Here is a 16945-nt window from a genome sequence, read left to right as displayed (position 1 = left end):
CGTCCGGCAGCCCGGGCCGGGACCCGGGCTGCCGGACGGCTCAGTGCGTCAGAGGTACCACTGCTGGCTGGACCCGCGGTGGCAGTCCCACAGGTGCACGCGCTGCCCGTCGTGCAGCGGGGTGCCGCCCACGGTGTCGAGGCAGCGGCCCGACTGCGGGTTCCGCAGCGCGCGGGTCCCGGAGTCGTACGCCCACTTCTGGGCGCCGGTGCCGTTGCACGTCCACAGCTGCACGACGGTCCCGTTGGCGGTCCCGCCCCCGCTCACGTCGAGGCACTTGCCGAGCGAGCGGACGGTGCCGTCGGAGCCACGGGTCCACTGCTGGGCGGCGTTGCCGTTGCAGCCGACCACCTGGATGGGGTTGCCGTCGTGCGTCTGCGCCCAGGGCACGTCGAGGCACAGCGTGTTCGCGACGCGCAGGGTCCCGGTGCCGGTCGGCAGGGCGCCGCCACCACCGCCCCCGCCGCCGGACCCGGAGCCGTTGTCGTAGACGCGGACGTAGTCGACCTTCATCTGCTGCGGGAGCACGGTCGAGCCGTCGGGGTAGCCGGGCCACTGGCCGCCGACGGCGACGTTGAGGATGAGGAAGTAGGCCTTGTCGAACACCCACGCGTTGCCGCCGACGCTGGCCCGCGTGACCTGGTGGTACACGTTCCCGTCGACGGACCACGTGATGGAGCCCGGCTTCCAGTCCACGGCGTACGTGTGGAAGGCGTCGGCGAACGACCAGTTCTGCGGGTGCTGGTACATGCCGGTGATGCCGCTGCCGCCGGAGTACCCGGGGCCGTGCACCGTGCCGTAGATGCGGTGCGGCTCCTTGCCGACGTTCTCCATGATGTCGATCTCGCCCGAGGACGGCCACGACGTCTGGGGGAAGTCGGCGCCGAGCATCCAGAACGCCGGCCAGATGCCCTGGCCGCGGGGGATCTGCATGCGTGCCTCGATGCGGCCGTACGTCAGCTCGACCTTGTTGTTGCTCTGCAGACGTGCGGACGTGTACGAGCCGTCGGCCTCGCGGCGGGCGGTGATGACGAGGTTGCCCTGCCCGTCGAGCGCGGAGTTGTTGCGGGACGTCGTGTAGCTCTGCAGCTCGGCGTTGCCCCACCCGCCGGCCCCCGTGTCGTAGCTCCAGACGGCGGGGTCGGGGGCGCTGCCGGCGGACCCGTTGAACTCCTGGGACCACAGGACGTCGCCGATCGCGGCCTCGGCGGGGGTCGACGTCGATGCCACGAGGCCTGCGGCGACGAGGGCCGCGGCCCCGAGGACTGCGGCGAGGCCGTGCGCTCGGCGGGTGGGGGTGCGTGGGTGTGCGGGATGCATCGTTGCCTCCTGGAACCTCGGCGAACGGACGGGGCCGGGGGTCGGCGCCACCCGGTGACACGTGTCACGACGCTGCGCACGTGTGGGGGCGGCCTGTCCGTTTTGCGCGACAGTAACGCGATGGCTTACTGACTGGCAAGTAACTGTGACAGCAGCGGCGACCGGTCTCCGCCTCGACGGGCGAACTTTCCGGTGCGCCCTTCCACCGCTACCGGCCCCGGGTGTTCAGTGGTGGGGCAGCCGGCCCGGCCACGTCGGGGCTGCGCACAGGGGGAACGGTGTTCACAGGAGGGTTCCAGCCACGACCGGTCGGCGTCGCGCGATCGGCGCTGGACCGCGTCCGGACACGACTGGTGCGGTCCCCGGGTCCGTGGGCCGCTGCCGCGGTGGCGTCCGCCGTCGCCCTGCCCGTGGTCCTCGCCGCCGTCCTCGGTGAGGGCAACGACGTCCAGGAGCTCGCACAGTCGAGCGGGAGCGCCTGGGTCGCCTCGCCCGAGCGGGGCATCGTGTCCCTCATCGACGGGCCGTCCGACGCGGTGGCCACGACCGTCCGGGTCACCGCGGCGGCCTCCGTCGACGTCGAGCAGTCGGGCGCGTCGGCGTTCGTCGTGGACGATGCGGCCGGGACGGTGGCGCGCATCGACGGAGCGACGTGGGAGGCCACGCAGCCGATCGCCTTCGGGGCCCCGGACGGGTCGCTCTCCGTGCTGCAGGGCGTCGACCACGTCTACGTGCTCGACGCGACCCGTCGGACCGCGACCGTCGTGGACCCGGTCACGCTGGCCGGCCAGCAGGTGGTCTCGCTCGACGCGCAGCCCGGTCCGGGGCAGGCCGTCGTCGACGACGCCGGCCGCCTCTGGGTGGTCGACGCCGAGCGCGGCGGTCTCACCTGGTTCGACGGCGCCCACCACGTCGCGCGCGACCGGGCGTCCGCCGACGACCAGCTCGTCCTGGTCCGGGGTCGGCCGGTGCTGGTCAGCCAGTCCGACAGGACGCTGACGTCGCTGACCGACGGGGGTGCGGTCGACGCCCGGTCGTGCCTCGAGGTGCGCGCCGAGGACGCCGTGGAGCTGCTCGGGTCGACGGACCGCGACGAGGTCTACGCGGCCATCGCCGAGACCGGCACCCTCGTCATCGCCCGGGTGGGCAAGGACGACTGCGGACGGGTCGTGTCCGTCGTCGCGCCCGGCACGGAGGTCGACTTCGGGCCCCTCGCGCAGTCCGGCAGGTTCGTGTTCGTCCCCAACGAGGCCACGGGTCAGACCGTCGTGATCGACACCGCCGACGACACGGTCGCCGGGACGTTCGACCTGGCGCCCGCGGGCAACAGGGTCCAGCTCATCGGCGAGGACCGCCTCGTGTTCTACAACGACCTCGACGGACACGAGGCCGGGGTCCTGCAGTTCGACGGCGCGACCTGGGTCAAGGGGGAGTCGCTGGCCAAGTACGACCCGGCCGACGGGACGCCGGCCGAGGTCCTGACTCCACCCACCGCGGACGACGCCCCGGGCTCCGGCCCGGTCGCCGGCAGCGCGCCGGACGCAGGGCCGCCCGCGACGGAGCCCGCGCCGCCAGCTCCGGCGGTCGACCCGCCGGCCCCGCCCGACCCGGCGGAGGTCCCGCCGGAGACACCCGACCCCGCGCCGGACCCGGCCACCGGGACCGAGCCGACCCGTGCCCCGACCCCGCCGAGCACGAGCAGGCCGGAGCCCACGTCGTCGCCGAGCCCGGGCAGCATCACCGTGGTCGTGGGAGGCGATGGGCAGGTCACGAGCTCGCCCGCCGGCATCGACTGCCCCGGCACGTGCACGGCCGCCTTCGAGGCCGGCGCCGACGTCACGCTCACGGCACGTCCGGGGGAGTCGTCGACGCTCCTGGGCTGGTCCCGGGCGTGCAGCGGAGCGATGGCCGCGAACGGCTGCGTGCTCGTCGTCACCGGTGCGCTCGAGGTGGGTGCGGCGTTCGCGGAGGCGCCCGAGCAGGTGCCGGTCGCCGTGACCGTCGTCGGCGGCGGCACGGTCGAGAGCGAGCCGGCGGGCCTGTCGTGCGACGCCGCCTCCAGCCCCTGCGAGGCGAGCTTCGCGGCGGGCAGCGCGGTCACGCTCACCGGGCACGGGGACGCCGACTCCGGCGAGGTCGCGTGGAGCGGGAGCTGCGCGGGCACGGGGCCGTGCGCGCTGCTGGTCGCCCCGGGCGTGGGGGTGACCGCCACGTTCACCGACTTCGCCACCCTGCAGGTCGCGCCGCCCGACGGAGGACGCATCACGGGCGCGGGCATCGACTGCCCGGTCGACTGCGAGGAGCTCCTCCCGGTCGGGTCGACGCTGACGCTGACGGCGCGCCGGTTCGAGGACAGGCAGTTCACCGGGTGGACGGGCGACTGCGCCGGCGGCTCCGCGACGTGCGACCTCACGATCGACGCGGATCCCGCGGTCGGCGCCACCTACGCGGACTACCCGATCGGGGTCTTCGCGGGGTCGTGGACGCAGAGCGACGGCGGCGGCGACCAGCGCGTCGTCGTCGACGCCTCCGGCGCGACCTCCGGCACGATGGACTTCTCGGCCTCGTGCTCGCCCGACCACTGCGAGTGGGGCCCCGCGCCCGGCACCGTCTCGGGGGGATCGATGACCGCGTCCTGGGACCACGGGTTCGCCGTCCACATCGTGACGATCACGCGCGAGGGAGCGGGTCTGCGGGTGACCCTCGTCGGCGACTTCACCGCCGCGGACGGGCGCACGGACTACACCGTCCACTACCTCTTCTCCCGGGACGACCCGCCCCCTCCGGACGTGATCGGCTGGTGACCGGCGCCGGCACCTGAGCGGCCCGTCGCACCGCGAGTGCCCAGGATGCCGAGGCGGTGCCCCGCCGGGGCATCGTCGCCGTCGACCTCGGGAACTTGCCCGACCTAAAGGATTCTCGGCCGGATGTTAGCGATAACATCGCGCCGTCGCGCTGGCAACGACGCCGGACCGGAGCTCCCGGAGCGCGACGACGACGACGCCGCGACCCGGCGTCCCGTCGCCGGGGAAGGGCTGCACCTCCCTGGAGTACGCCCCGTACGCCAGTCGGGCGGACGCGCCGGTCGTGACCGGCGTCCGCCCACGACGGACGCCGAGTGCCGGCCGCCGCCGGTCTCGTCCGCGTCCCGGAACGAGGAGATGCAGACATGCGCAGACCGCACAGATGGCTCGCGGCCGTCCTGGGCGTCCTGACCCTGACGCTCGCCCACGTGGCGACCGAGACGCTCGTCGCGCCGAGCCCCGCCCGGGCACTGGACAACGGCGTCGCACGGACGCCCCCGATGGGCTGGAACACCTGGAACACGTTCGGATGCAACATCAACGAGACGCTCATCCGGCAGATGGCCGACTCCATGGTGAGCAGCGGCCTGCGGGACCTCGGTTACAGGTACGTCGTCGTGGACGACTGCTGGTTCAACCCGAACCGGGACGCGCAGGGCAACCTCCAGGGTGACCCGCAGCGGTTCCCGAGCGGGATGAAGGCGCTCGGCGACTACCTGCACGCGCGCGGGCTGCTGTTCGGCATCTACCAGGGCCCACTGGACCAGACGTGCGCGCAGTACTTCGACAGCTACCCGGGCTCGACGGGCAGCCTCGGCCACGAGTACCAGGACGCCCGGCAGTTCGCCGCGTGGGGCGTGGACTACCTCAAGTACGACTGGTGCTCTCCCACCGGCACCATCGCAGAGCAGGTCTCGCGCTTCGCCATCATGCGGGACGCGCTCGCGGCCACGGGTCGGCCCATCGTCTACAGCATCAACTCGAACAGCATCCACTCCAAGACCGGCCCCGAGCGCAGCTGGAGCGACGTCGCCAACCTCTGGCGGACCACCGAGGACATCACCAACACGTGGAACTCCGGCCAGACCAACGGCTACCCGATGGGCATCCAGAACATCGTCGACGTCACCGTGCCCCTGGCGGGCCACGCCGGGCCGGGCGGGTTCAACGACCCCGACATGCTCGAGGTCGGCAACAGCGGCATGAACGACACGGAGATGCGCAGCCACTTCGCCCTCTGGGCCATGCTCGCCGCGCCGCTCATGATGGGCAACGACGTGCGCTCGGCCAGCACCGGCACGCTGGACATCCTGCGCAACGCCAACCTCATCGCGATCAACCAGGACACCCTCGGCCGGCAGGCGGTCCAGGTGTCGCACGACGGAACCCGCCGGGTGCTGGCCAAGCGGCTGGCCGACGGCGACGTCGCGGTCGCGCTGTTCAACCAGGGGAGCTCGGCCACGACGATCTCCACCACGGCCGCGGCCATCGGCAAGAGCGGCACCTCGTTCACGCTGCGCGACGCGTGGACCCACGGCACCTCGACCACGACCGGGACCATCTCCGCCACGGTCCCGGCGCACGGCACGGTCGTCTACCGGGTCAGCGGAGGGACGACGACCGACCCGTCCACGCCCAGCACCTTCCGGCTGCGCAGCGTGTCGGCCGGGCGCTGCGTCGACGTCGACCGCGGCAACAGCGCGAACGGCACGGGCACGCTGGTCTGGGACTGCCACACGAACGCCAACCAGCAGGTCACGCAGGACGGCCGGACGCTGCGGATCCTCGGCAAGTGCCTCGACGTCCCGCTGAACGCCGTCAGCGGCACCCGGGTGCAGGTCTGGGACTGCAACGGCGGCACCAACCAGCAGTGGACCCTGAACAGCACCGGCACCGTGAGCAACGTCCGCTTCCCGTCCCTGTGCCTGGACGTCAGCAGCGGCGGGGCGGCGAACGGCACGCCGGTGATCCTCTGGTCCTGCCACGGCAGCCCCAACCAGCGCTGGAGCCGGTCGTGACCGCCGCGACGAGGCTCCGGTCGGCCGTCGCGCTGCTCGCCTCGCTGGTCTGCGGGCTGACCCTCCTGGCGGCCCCGGCGCAGGCGGACAACCCGATCGTCCAGCACCTCTACACGGCCGACCCGGCGCCGCTGGTGCACGACGGCCGGGTCTACCTCTACACGGGTCACGACGAGGACGCGTCGACGTACTTCACCATGCGGGAGTGGCGGGTCTTCTCGTCGGCCGACATGGTCAACTGGACCGACCACGGCTCGCCCATGTCGCTCGCGACGTTCTCCTGGGCGGACGCGAACGCGTGGGCGGGGCAGGTCGTCGAGCGCAACGGGACGTTCTACTGGTACGTCCCGGTGCGCCAGCGGTCGACCGGGCAGATGGTGATCGGCGTGGGCGTGGGGGACAGCCCGACGGGCCCGTTCCGGGACGCGATCGGCCGTCCTCTCGTCGGCAACAACGAGATCGACCCGACCGTCCTCATCGACGACGGCGGTCAGGCGTACCTCTACTGGGGCAACCCCAACCTCTGGTACGTCCGGCTGAACGCCGACATGATCTCGTTCTCCGGCAGCCCGACGCAGATCCCCCTCACCACCGCGGGGTTCGGCGCGCGCACCGGCAACGCGAGCCGCCCGACCCTCTACGAGGAAGGGCCGTGGGTCTACAAGCGTGGCGGGCTCTACTACAACGTCTTCGCCGCCCGGTGCTGCTCGGAGTTCCTCGGCTACTCCACGGCGCCCGGCCCGACCGGGCCGTGGACGTACCGCGGGACGATCATGCCCACGCAGGGCAGCAGCTTCACCAACCACGCCGGCATCGTCGACTTCAACGGTGGGTCGTACTTCTTCTACCACAACGGTGCGCTGCCAGGAGGTGGCGGCTTCACGCGCTCCGTCGCGGTCGAGAAGTTCAGCTACAACGCCGACGGCAGCATCCCGACGATCTCCATGACCTCGGCGGGTGCGCCCCAGGTGGGCACCCTCGACCCGTTCGTCCGGCAGGAGGCCGAGACGATCGCGTGGGGCTCCGGCATCGAGACGGAGCCGTCCAGCGAGGGCGGCATGAACCTCGGCTGGATCGAGAACGGTGACTACGTCAAGGTCAAGGGTGTCGCGTTCGGTACCGGCGCCACCACGTTCTCTGCACGCGTGGCCTCCGCGACCAGCGGCGGCAGGATCGAGCTGCGGCTGGACGGCGCCGGTGGCCCGGTCGTCGGCACGTGCACAGTCGGGGGGACCGGCGGGTGGCAGACCTGGACGACCACCACGTGCCCGGTCACCGGGGCCACGGGCACGCACGACCTCTACCTGCGCTTCGCCGGGGGCAGCGGCAACCTGTTCAACGTGGGCTGGTGGCACTTCGGTCGGGGCGGCAGCACCCCGACGGCGTACCGGGTGACCAACCGCAACAGCGGGCAGGTGATGGACGTCCAGCAGCCCAACACCGCCGACCTCGCGGTGATCGGCCAGTGGAGCAGCAACGGCTCGGCCTGGCAGCAGTGGCGCTTCCTCGACGCCGGCAACGGCACCGTGCGGCTGCAGAGCGTGCACAGCGGGAAGTGCGTCGACGTCACCGGCGCCTCCACGGCCGACGGCGCGGCGGTCATCCAGTACACCTGCCACGACCGTCCCAACCAGGTCTTCACCTGGCGCTCGACCGGCGACGGCTACGCGCAGCTGGTGAACCTCAACAGCGCCAAGTGCCTCACCGTGGTCAACGGCTCCACCGCTGCCGGGGCGGCGCTGGAGCAGCGGACCTGCAGCGGGGCGACGAGCATGCAGTGGACCCGGTCCTGAGACGGGACCGCTGACCAGCCCGGGGCGACGGTGTGCAGACCGTCGCCCCGGACCGGCTGGTCACGGGCACGGCTCGGCACCCCCGACGATCGCGACGTCCACCACGGCGTCGACGAGGTCCCGGCCGGAGGTGAGTGCCGCGTCGTTGTGGTCCGCCCCGGGCACCACGACCTCGGCGACGGACCGGGGCGACTCGCGCGCCGCGTCGGCGACGGCCCGGCTCAGGCGCGGCGGCACGGTCGCGTCCCGGTCGCCCAGGACGACGGCCACGGGCACCGTCGTCCGGCGGACGGCCGCGACGACGTCGAACCGGTCCCGCAGCAGCGGGCCCACGGGCACGCGGTACGCGGCGCGCGCGGCGTCGGCGAGCGTCGTGAACGGGGAGCGCAGCACCAGCGCTGCCGGGGGGTGCTCGGCGGCCAGCCCGGCCGCGACCGCCGCGCCGAGGCTCTCCCCGAGGTACACGATGGCCGTCGCGGGGACGCCGGACCCGACGAGGTACGCCCGGGCGGCGCGGGCGTCGCGGAGGAGCCCCGTCTCCGACGCCGCTCCGGGGTTGCCGCCGTAGCCGCGGTACTCCAGCAGCAGCACCCCGAAGCCCGCCTCGCCGAGCGCTGCCGCGAGCGGCGCCCGCGAGCCGCGATGACCGCCGTTGCCGGGCGCCACCAGGACGGTGGCCGTGCAGCCGGTCGGCGCAGGCAGGTACCAGGCCGCGAGCGTCAGACCGTCGGAGGTCCGGAACGCGACCTCCTGCGCACCGGGCAGCGCGTCCGACACCGGCGGAGGCGAGCTGCGGTCCGGCACGAACACGAGCGAGCGCGAGAAGGCGACGACGAGGCCGACGACGACCAGCAGCCCGACCGTCACGACGACCGCGCCCCGGACCAGCACCCGACGGCCACGCGCGCGCTGCGCCATGGTCCGATCGTCGCACCGGGCCGTCGCTCCGTCGCGGCCGACGAGAGGGGGCACGGCAACGGCGCCGGTGCGACCGAGGGACTCGGACGCACCGGCGCCGGACCGGCCTGACTGACTACCCGACGCCCGTCACGGCACGGGGTAGTGGGTGACGAACTGGGGCGTGCCCGTGTTGGTGTTGTCGGCCTGGGTGCCCACGCCGTCGACGACGTGGCGGATCGTGCCCTGGCTGAGGTTCACGGTCAGCGCGTGGTGGACCTGGACGCCCGGGGTGGTCGGCACCTCGAAGCCGTTCTCGGTGACCACCGACGGGTCGTTCTGGTTGTAGGCGTACGCACCTGCGCCGTAGAGGTGGTGCGTCGTCACGTCGTCGTCGACCTTGTAGGCGGCCCAGCCGAGCGTCTCGCCGGCCATCCAGTCCGCCTGCGTGCGCGGGTCGTACGGCAGCTCGTTCTGGTAGAAGATCGTGGTGCCGTTCTCGCCGTTCCAGATGGTGTTGTACTCCTGGAAGTGCTCGACGAACAGGCCGGTCGCCGTGACGTCGTCACCGTTGACGATGACGCCGTTGGCCGACGTGTTCGTCACCCAGCGCGTGTCGTCGTCGTTGAGCAGGGGCAGGCCGTCCGCGGTGCGCTGACGGTCGATGTCGGACCGCACGACGGTGTCCTTCGGGAAGCCCTCGTCGCCGTGGTCGGCGCGCCACACCCACGCGTGGTCGAGCAGGACGTCGTCGCTGTTGACCTCGAGGGCCACGTCCGTGCGGCCGATGTACGGGCCGCCGACGCGGAAGAAGACGTCGCTGAGGGTGGTCGGGTTCGTGGCGCCGGAGTGGTGCGAGCGGCCGTGGCCGTGGCCGTGCCCGTGCCCGTGCTTCTTGCCCACCCGGAGGAGAGCCGGGGAGTTGACCTCGCCGGCGTCGAGCGTGACGCCGGCGATGACGACGCCGGGCACGTCAGCGACCTCGAGCGGGACCGCACCGCGGACCGAGTGCAGGGTGGCGTAGCCGAGCCCGAGGACGACCGTGTCGGCACGCTTGACCTGGATGGTCTTCGCGATGTCGTAGACGCCCGGCGTCAGGAGCAGGTTCTTGCCCTGGGCGAGCGCAGCGTTGATCTTCTGCACCGAGTCACCGGGCTTCGCGACGAAGAAGTCCTTGATGCGGACCGTGCGACCCGGTGTCAGGCCGGTCGCCCAGCTGACGCCTCGGCTGTCCGTCTTCGCCGAGGGGACCCGGACGTTGTACTTGCCCGCCGCGTCGACGAACAGGTACGGCTTCTCCCGGCTGACCGGTGTGGTGTCCAGCACCGTGTAGGGGTTGGGCGTGGGGAAGGTCTCCGCAGGCGCCCCGACCACACCGGAGAAGACGGCGTTCCACACCGCGTTCGACCAGCCCGTGATCTCGCTGTTGCGGGTGTACCACTGCTGCTGCGAGCCGTTGACGACCTCGGCCGCGTTGCTGCGGGAGTCCGCCATGAACCCACCGCTGGCGAAGTGCGGGCCGTTGGAGCAGTAGTCCATGAAGGAGAAGCCGCCGTTGACGTTCACGCGGCGCAGGGGAGCGGCCTGGGAGACGGCCCAGAACTGGGTGTCCGTGCACCAGGAGGGACGCGGTGCGGCCTCTCCCAGCACGTCGGTCAGCCCGCCCTTGACGTTGATCGTCAGGTTGGACATCGAGCGCCAGAAGTTGGTCAGGGCGATGCAGTTGCTCGTCTGCTCGGCCTCCAGGCAGCGGTTGTAGACGTTGATCGTCCCGTTGATGACCACGTCCGTCGGTGAGGCGCCGAGGCCGGCGACCTCCGTGTAGTAGCCGACCTGGACGTTGAGCGGGGCCTCCGGGGTCCCGTAGGTGCCCGGGAGGAAGTAGACGGCGTCCCGACGAGGACCGAACTCGTTGTCGAACTGCTCTGCGGTGATGGCGTCGAACGTCGCCTTGATCTCGCTGGTCGACATGCTCGGGTCGAAGATCGTGACGTTCGGCCCGAGGTCGGGATTCGTCCCGCCCGGTCCCGGCTTCGGGTGCGCGGCCGCGGCGGAGGCTCCCGCGAGGCCGAGCGACACGGCGGTCACGCCGATCAGCACCTGGCGGAGCCGTCGGCGCGCGCCGGGGGAGTGCATGGGCACGGACATCGTCGTCCTACCTTCTGTCGGATGAGGGGACCGATGGAAACGTTTCCGGTCGGTCGCAATATAGGTGCGACAGGGTGCCAAGTCGAGTCAATCGCGACGATTCGGGCACGCCGCGACGCAGCGGAGCGAGGGAGCCGCGCCGTTACCTGGCGGTAGGTGCAGGGCCCGACGACTCCCGGGCGACCAGTGCCGCCGGGACCAGGCGCGGCAGGGTCCTACCGTCCCCGTCCGACCCACCTGCGTGCCGGGCGGTGATCAGGTCCACCAGCAGCTCGGCTGCGGCCGCGCCCATCGCCAGGTGGTCCTGCTTGATCGTCGACAACGACGGCTGGACGATCGCGGCGATCTCGACGTCGTCGAAGCCGACGACCGAGACGTCGCGGGGAACCTGCAGCCCGGCCTCGCTGATCGCGCGGCACGCGCCCACCGCCATGCTGTCGCCGGCGACGAAGACGGCGGTCGGCGCCTCGTCCAGCGCGAGCAGGCCGCGCATCACGGCGTGCCCCGTGTCCAGGAAGTAGTCACCGTGCGCGACGTACCCGTCCGGCACGGCCAGCCCCAGGTCGGCCATGGCGTCGTGATAACCCGCCAGCCGCTCCATGGCGGGGAGCTGGTCCGCCGGACCGGCGATGGTCGCGATGCGTCGGTGCCCGAGAGCGGCGAGGTGCCGCACCGCGACGGCCGCACCGGCCCTGTTGTCGGTGCTGACATAGCTCGCGCGGTCGCCGCGCACCGGCAGGTCGAGCCCGACGACCGGCAGGCCCGAGCGGATGAGGGCGTCGACTGCGGGCAGGTGCTCGTCCACGCCCATGAGCACCACCCCGTCGAGGCTGTGCTGCGCGGCCGTCCGTTCGAACGCGTGCACGTCCTCGTCGGCCGGCTCCGGCGACACCAGCATCAGGTGGTAGCCAGTCTCCGCGAGGGCCAGCTTCAACCCGATGAGCAGGTCCTGCAGGAACAGCACCCGGCGGCCCGCAGCCGCGTAGCCGGTCTCCCAGATCAGCCCCACGGTGTCGGACCGTCGGCGGACCAGCGACCGTGCCTGCAGGTTGGGCAGGTAGCCGAGCTCGCGCGCGACCCGGGCGACCCGCGCCCGGGTGTCGGCGCTCACGCCGGGACGGTCGTTGAGAGCGCGGGACACGGTGGCGACGGAGACCCCGCTGCGGCGCGCGACCTCCCGGATGTCCACCGCCACGTCCACGACCCCCTCCACCGCACGTTGGGGTCACACCGTAGCGGCGGATCCGTCACTCTCCGTGCCGTCCGGCAGCACGAACGACAGCAGCGCGCGGGCCAGCTCCTCCGGGGCCTCCTCGGCCATGTGGTGGCCGGAGTCGATGTCGTGCCCCCGCAGGTCGGGCGCCCACCCACGCCAGACGGCGAGGGGGTCTCCGTAGAGGTCCGCCAGGTCGTCGCGACGTGCCCACAGGTGCAGGGTCGGGCAGTGGACCCCGCGGGCACGGTCGGCCAGCTCGTCCCGGACGTCGACCCCGAGACCTGCTCGGTAGTCCTCGAGCATGGCGTGCACGGTCGCCGGGTCGCGTACCGCGTGCACCCACTCCGCGTAGGCGGGATCCGACAGCCGCGCGGGGTCGACGTGGTACCAGGCGTCGGGATCGGCGCCGATCACGCGTTCGGGCACGTCCGGCTGGGCGTAGAAGAACCAGTGCCACCAGGCCGTCGCGAAGTCCACGCCGGCCCGCTCGACGGCTTCGCTGATCGGCACGCCGTCGAGCACGACCAGGCGCTCGACCCGCTGGGGCTGGTCCAGAGCCAGGCGCAGGGCGACGTAGCTGCCGCGGTCGTGCCCCACCACGGCGTACCGGTCGTGGCCCAGGTGCTCCATGACCGCCGCGACGTCCGAGGCGACGGCTCGCTTCGAGTAGGGCGTGTGCTCCGCGTCGGTGGCAGGCTTGCCCGACCGGCCGTAGCCCCGCAGGTCCGGGCACACCACACTGAGGCCGGCGTCGACCAGCGCGGGCGCCACCCGGTGCCACGTCGCCGAGGTCCGTGGGTGGCCGTGCAGCAGCACGACGGCGGGCCCGGAGCCGGCATGGCGCACGAACGACGTCGTCCCGTTGACCGGCAGCAGGTCCTCGGTGAAGCCATCGAACATGGGCCCACTGTGACCAGGCCGATCGGCAGCCGCCAGTCGAGCCGACGCCGAGCACGCTCGTGGAGCCCACCGGCGAGCGGTTCAGGCGAAGGCGAACAGCGGCGGGAAGACGATCACGATGACCGCGGCCCAGGCGGCGTAGACCGGCAGGTACCGCGTCTGCCACCGCTCGAGCTCCGAGAACGTGCCATGGCCCCGCAGGAACCGGGCGCTCCGCCAGGCCGAGACCCCGAGGTGCACGAGCAGGAGCAGGTTCAGACCGAGGGCGGCGATCTTGTTGGGGCTCGTGCCGAACTGCGCGATCCGGGTGAGCATCGCGGTCAGCATCACCGCGTCGACCGCGAGGGCGGTGCCCACCAGGACGAGCTGGAGCCAGTCGGTCAGCCCGGGTGGCGCGAGCGGGTCCCGCGCCGAGATCGAGTAGAGGAGGAGCGCGAGGACCAGCACGAGGATCGCGTCCATGAGGATGAGCAGCTCGCGGTCGACCTGGACCAGGCCCCCGGACGTGATCAGTGCGACGAGGACGGCCAGGAGCATGGCGATGGTCAGGGGCGTGAAGATCCGGGTCAGGACGGGGGCGATGTTCTCGACGACGTCCTGCTTGGCCTCGACGAGCCAGGCGGCGACGACGAGGGCGCCGGGGACCGCGAACGGCAGCACCCAGCCCGTGATGACCGGCTCGGGGTCCACGCCGACGAGCTGCAGCACGCCGGCGGTGAGGCCGACGAGGACGCCGCCGCCGAGTGCGAGCAGCGTGTAGTAGATCGCGAGCTCACCCGTGAACCGCACGAAGTCCATGCGCCGGGCGTCCGAGCGCCACGAGGCGGTGACGTAGGCGAGCCCCACCAGCAGCCACAGGACGACGGGCGCGTGCAGGATCGCCAGCACCTCGGTCGACCCCTCGGGCACGAACGGGTACACGTTGAGCACGACGGCGAGCACGACGAACGGGACGGCGATCGCCGCGACGGTCCGCAGGCCGGCCTGGCGCTTCCACCCGAGGTACGCGGCGAGGAAGGGCACCACGAGCAGGGCGACGTTGCGCACGAGCGCGAGCTCGTCGTCGAACCACGCGATGCCGGCCCGCACGGCGACGCCCGCACCGACCGCGAGCCCGATGACGACCGCGAGCTCGCGCCACCGCGGCGCCGGTGAGCCGGGGGAGTCGTCCGGGACGAGGGCGAGCTGCTTCCACAGCCGGTCCGAGTGCTCACGGGCGTACTCGCGGGAGACGGCGTCCAGGTTGCCGAGTCGCTTGATCGCGACGAGGAACGCCTCGTCGTCGTCGAGCCCGGTGGCGCGCAGGTCCGTCACCTGGCCACGCAGGTGGTCCTCGAGCTCGTCGACGTCGGCCGCCGAGATCACCTGCCGTCGGTGCACGTAGCCACGCCACCGGTCGATCTGGGCCTCGAGCTCGTCGTCGTGCGTCATCACGCCCACACCTCCGCGACGGTGGCGGGCCGCGGCGCCGACTCCCAGACCTGCCGGAGCGTGTCCGCGACGACGCTCCACTGTGCGTGCCGGTCGGCGAGCGCCGCCCGGCCGGTCGCCGTGATCGCGTAGTGCTTGCGTCGCCGGCCCGCCTCGGACGTGCCCCACGACGACGAGACGTGGCCGAGCCGCTCCAGGCGGTGCAGGAGCGGGTAGAGCATGCCGTCCGTCCACTGCATGCGCCCGCCGGACAGCTCGCCCACGCGCTTGAGGATCGCGTACCCGTAGAGGTCGCCGTCCGCCAGGATCCCCAGCACGAGCGGTGTCGCCGAGGCGGCGACCAGGTCCTTGTCGATGCGCACGATGTCTCCTCTACCTTGTGCTGCTAGGTATGAACCCTAGCGGCTCTAGGTATCTCGCCGAACCACGGCGGCGGTCGGGCACAATCCGTCCATGGGGCAGCTCCTCGTGATCACCGGGCCACCCGGAGCAGGCAAGTCGACGGTGGCCAGGATCGTGGCCGACCGCCTCGAGCGGAGCGTGCTGGTCGACGGTGACTCGTTCTTCAGCTTCCTGGCGCGCGGGGCGATCGCGCCCTGGCTCCCGGAGGCCGACGCGCAGAACACCGTCGTGACGCAGGCCGCGGCCGCGGCTGCCGGGCGGTATGCGGCCGGTGGCTACGCGACCGTCTACGACGGCGTCGTCGGTCCGTGGTTCCTCCCGACGTTCGCGGCCGCGACCGGTATGCGCCGGCTCGACTACCTCGTCCTGCTGCCGTCGGTGCACCGATGTGTGGACCGGGTCCGCTCGCGCCAGGGGCACGGGTTCACGGACCCGGACGCGGCGCGCCTGATGCACGACGAGTTCGCGCGCGCGGACGTCGAGGCCCGCCACCTGCTCGCCGACCCGCCGGACGACCCGCACGAGGTCGCGGACCTCGCGCTCGCTGCCCTCGCCCGTGATCGGCTCGGTGTGGCGACGTAGGAACCGCGTCCTCATATCCGCTTCGGCTCCGCACCACCCCGCCCTACGCTGCGATCGCGCCCGGGCCGGGCGTGTCCGCGACCCGGGAGACGACGATGCTGATCCGACCCGAACGCCCCGACGACGTCGACGCCATCGATCGGCTGACCACCGTCGCGTTCGAGCCGCAGCCGTTCAGCGACGGCTCCGAGGCTCCGATCGTCCGGGCGCTGCGGGCGTCCGGGGATCTGACGCTCTCGCTGGTGGCGGAGGACGACGGCGGCGTCGTGGGGCACGTCGCGTTCTCGCCCGTGACGATCGACGGGTCGCACGACGGCTGGTTCGGGCTCGGGCCGATCTCCGTCCGGCTCGACCTGCAGCGGCGGGGGATCGGCCGGGCGATGGTCACTGAAGGTTTGCGCCGGCTGCGGGACCAGGGCGCCCGCGGCTGCGCGCTCATCGGTGACCCGGAGATCTACCGCCGGATGGGGTTCACGGCCGACGGGGCCCTGACGCACCTCGACCTGGACCCCACCGCCGTCCAGCACGTCACCTTCGGGGGTCCCTCGCCGCGCGGCGAGCTCCGCTTCGCGCGCGCGTTCGACGCCGCGGGGCACTGAGCGCCGGGCTTTCTCGGCCCTGAGGAGGGCGCGGGGGCGGCGGGGCGCAGGGTCCTCGGGCCGCTTATCGTGAGGCGATGACCGTCGCGTCCTGGGGGCTGCGGGGCACCGAGGTCGTGCGCGGCCCGCAGTGCGAAGGAGTGACCGAGGGCCCGTGGGTCGAGCCCGTCTCGGCGCTCACCAGCTGGTCGTTCGTCGTCGGTGCCGTCCTCATCGTCGCCCTTGCTCGGCCGACGGTCGACACGCGTGCCTCGTGGGTCCGCGTCCGCACCTACGCGGTGCTGGTCGCGGCGGTCGGCATCGGCTCGTTCGTCGAGCACGGCCCCGACCCGGCGTGGTCCGACGTCGCTCACGACCTGCCGCTGCTGGCGACCCTCGCGTTCCTCGGCGCGGACGCCGCCGCCGACCTGGCGGGCCGGACCCGGTCGTGGTGGATGTGGACGCTTCCCACCGCCGTGGTCCTGCCGGTCGTGGCCCTGGCACCGCGCGCCGGCGACGTCGCGCAGGTCGCGCTGGCCGCCGCCGCCGTCCTCCTGACCGTGCTCCGGGCTCGCGCGCAGCCCCGCCTGCGGCGACCCGTCACCGTCGGTCTCGCGCTGCTCGCGGTCGGGGCAGGCATCGGGACCATGTCGCGAGCGGGGTGGCCGTGGTGCGACCCCTCGTCGCCCTGGCAGGGGCACGGTGCCTGGCACGTGCTGGCGGCGGCCGCGCTCGTCGTGATGGCGCCGACGGTGGGCCACGTCGGGAGGCTCGGACCGCGGTTCGCGCGACCGGCTCGTCGTTCTCGCGGGCCATCGTGACGGCGCAGGGGACCGGCAGCGACCCGCCCCGGTGG

The 16945-nt window shown here is 72.7% G+C and carries 13 protein-coding genes; 6 read left to right on the top strand and 7 right to left on the bottom strand.

Annotated elements, in window-relative coordinates; translation table 11 throughout:
- Positions 1 to 48: 48 nt before the first annotated feature.
- Positions 49 to 1320, bottom strand: coding sequence for a glycoside hydrolase family 16 protein (locus CXY01_RS07850; RefSeq protein WP_146926787.1), 1272 nt, complete (start codon positions 1318 to 1320; stop codon positions 49 to 51).
- 386 nt (positions 1321 to 1706) lie between these two features.
- Between CXY01_RS07850 and CXY01_RS21305 the strand changes: the two genes are divergently transcribed.
- From CXY01_RS21305 to CXY01_RS07835, 3 genes are all read left to right on the top strand, one after another.
- Positions 1707 to 4124 carry a YncE family protein gene (locus CXY01_RS21305; protein WP_146926785.1) on the top strand — a complete coding sequence of 806 codons (2418 nt, stop codon included), beginning with the start codon at positions 1707 to 1709 and terminating at the stop codon, positions 4122 to 4124.
- A 365-nt stretch (positions 4125 to 4489) separates the two neighbouring features.
- Positions 4490 to 6142 (top strand): glycoside hydrolase family 27 protein, encoded by a 1653-nt coding sequence (locus CXY01_RS07840; protein WP_146926783.1) that lies wholly within the window; start codon positions 4490 to 4492, stop codon positions 6140 to 6142.
- Complete coding sequence (locus CXY01_RS07835; protein WP_146926780.1) at positions 6139 to 7935, top strand: family 43 glycosylhydrolase; 1797 nt, start codon at positions 6139 to 6141, stop codon at positions 7933 to 7935. Before CXY01_RS07840 ends, CXY01_RS07835 begins: the two co-directional genes overlap by 4 nt.
- Positions 7936 to 7995: 60 nt before the next feature.
- On the opposite strand, the gene CXY01_RS07830 is transcribed toward CXY01_RS07835, so the two are convergent.
- The 6 genes from CXY01_RS07830 to CXY01_RS07805 form a co-directional block, all read right to left on the bottom strand.
- Positions 7996 to 8853, bottom strand: a complete 858-nt coding sequence (locus tag CXY01_RS07830) for an alpha/beta hydrolase (RefSeq protein WP_146926778.1) — start codon at positions 8851 to 8853, stop codon at positions 7996 to 7998.
- Positions 8854 to 8982: 129 nt separating this feature from the next.
- Positions 8983 to 10980, bottom strand: coding sequence for a pectate lyase-like domain-containing protein (locus tag CXY01_RS07825; RefSeq protein ID WP_246125150.1), 1998 nt, complete (start codon positions 10978 to 10980; stop codon positions 8983 to 8985).
- Positions 10981 to 11122: 142 nt separating this feature from the next.
- On the bottom strand, positions 11123 to 12181 hold the full coding sequence (locus CXY01_RS07820; protein ID WP_222594513.1) for a LacI family DNA-binding transcriptional regulator: 1059 nt from the start codon (positions 12179 to 12181) through the stop codon (positions 11123 to 11125).
- Between the two features lie 24 nt (positions 12182 to 12205).
- Positions 12206 to 13096: an alpha/beta fold hydrolase gene (locus tag CXY01_RS07815; RefSeq protein WP_146926774.1), complete on the bottom strand. Its 891-nt coding sequence runs from the start codon at positions 13094 to 13096 to the stop codon at positions 12206 to 12208.
- Positions 13097 to 13177: 81 nt separating this feature from the next.
- Positions 13178 to 14527, bottom strand: a complete 1350-nt coding sequence (locus CXY01_RS07810; RefSeq protein WP_146926772.1) for a permease prefix domain 1-containing protein — start codon at positions 14525 to 14527, stop codon at positions 13178 to 13180.
- Entirely contained in the window at positions 14527 to 14889 is a 363-nt protein-coding gene (locus CXY01_RS07805; RefSeq protein ID WP_146926770.1) for a PadR family transcriptional regulator, read from the bottom strand. The genes CXY01_RS07810 and CXY01_RS07805 overlap by 1 nt, the downstream gene beginning before the upstream one ends.
- Positions 14890 to 14980: 91 nt before the next feature.
- Here CXY01_RS07805 and CXY01_RS07800 point away from each other — a divergent pair, with 91 nt between their 5' ends.
- The 3 genes from CXY01_RS07800 to CXY01_RS07790 all read left to right on the top strand — a co-directional run bounded on the left by CXY01_RS07800 (position 14981) and on the right by CXY01_RS07790 (position 16910).
- The gene (locus tag CXY01_RS07800; RefSeq protein ID WP_146926767.1) at positions 14981 to 15511 is read left to right on the top strand and encodes an AAA family ATPase; all 531 of its coding nucleotides are present in this window, start codon (positions 14981 to 14983) and stop codon (positions 15509 to 15511) included.
- Positions 15512 to 15606: 95 nt separating this feature from the next.
- Positions 15607 to 16110, top strand: a complete 504-nt coding sequence (locus CXY01_RS07795; RefSeq protein WP_146926765.1) for a GNAT family N-acetyltransferase — start codon at positions 15607 to 15609, stop codon at positions 16108 to 16110.
- Positions 16111 to 16187: 77 nt separating this feature from the next.
- Positions 16188 to 16910 carry a hypothetical protein gene (locus tag CXY01_RS07790; protein WP_146926763.1) on the top strand — a complete coding sequence of 241 codons (723 nt, stop codon included), beginning with the start codon at positions 16188 to 16190 and terminating at the stop codon, positions 16908 to 16910.
- Positions 16911 to 16945: the final 35 nt, after the last annotated feature.

Source organism: Cellulomonas xylanilytica (genome assembly GCF_007989805.1).
Classification (GTDB): domain Bacteria; phylum Actinomycetota; class Actinomycetes; order Actinomycetales; family Cellulomonadaceae; genus Cellulomonas; species Cellulomonas xylanilytica.
The sequence above is the reverse complement of the archived record's forward strand: the minus strand, read 5'-3'. Positions and strand labels throughout refer to the sequence as shown.

Coding starts and splice junctions, on each gene's coding strand:
- CXY01_RS07830 (WP_146926778.1), bottom strand. CDS start 8,853: ATGGCGCAGCGCGCGCGTGGCCGTCGGGTGCTGGTCCGGGGCGCGGTC.
- CXY01_RS07815 (WP_146926774.1), bottom strand. CDS start 13,096: ATGTTCGATGGCTTCACCGAGGACCTGCTGCCGGTCAACGGGACGACG.
- CXY01_RS07850 (WP_146926787.1), bottom strand. CDS start 1,320: ATGCATCCCGCACACCCACGCACCCCCACCCGCCGAGCGCACGGCCTC.
- CXY01_RS07840 (WP_146926783.1), top strand. CDS start 4,490: ATGCGCAGACCGCACAGATGGCTCGCGGCCGTCCTGGGCGTCCTGACC.
- CXY01_RS07825 (WP_246125150.1), bottom strand. CDS start 10,980: ATGTCCGTGCCCATGCACTCCCCCGGCGCGCGCCGACGGCTCCGCCAG.
- CXY01_RS07790 (WP_146926763.1), top strand. CDS start 16,188: ATGACCGTCGCGTCCTGGGGGCTGCGGGGCACCGAGGTCGTGCGCGGC.
- CXY01_RS07810 (WP_146926772.1), bottom strand. CDS start 14,527: ATGACGCACGACGACGAGCTCGAGGCCCAGATCGACCGGTGGCGTGGC.
- CXY01_RS07800 (WP_146926767.1), top strand. CDS start 14,981: ATGGGGCAGCTCCTCGTGATCACCGGGCCACCCGGAGCAGGCAAGTCG.
- CXY01_RS07795 (WP_146926765.1), top strand. CDS start 15,607: ATGCTGATCCGACCCGAACGCCCCGACGACGTCGACGCCATCGATCGG.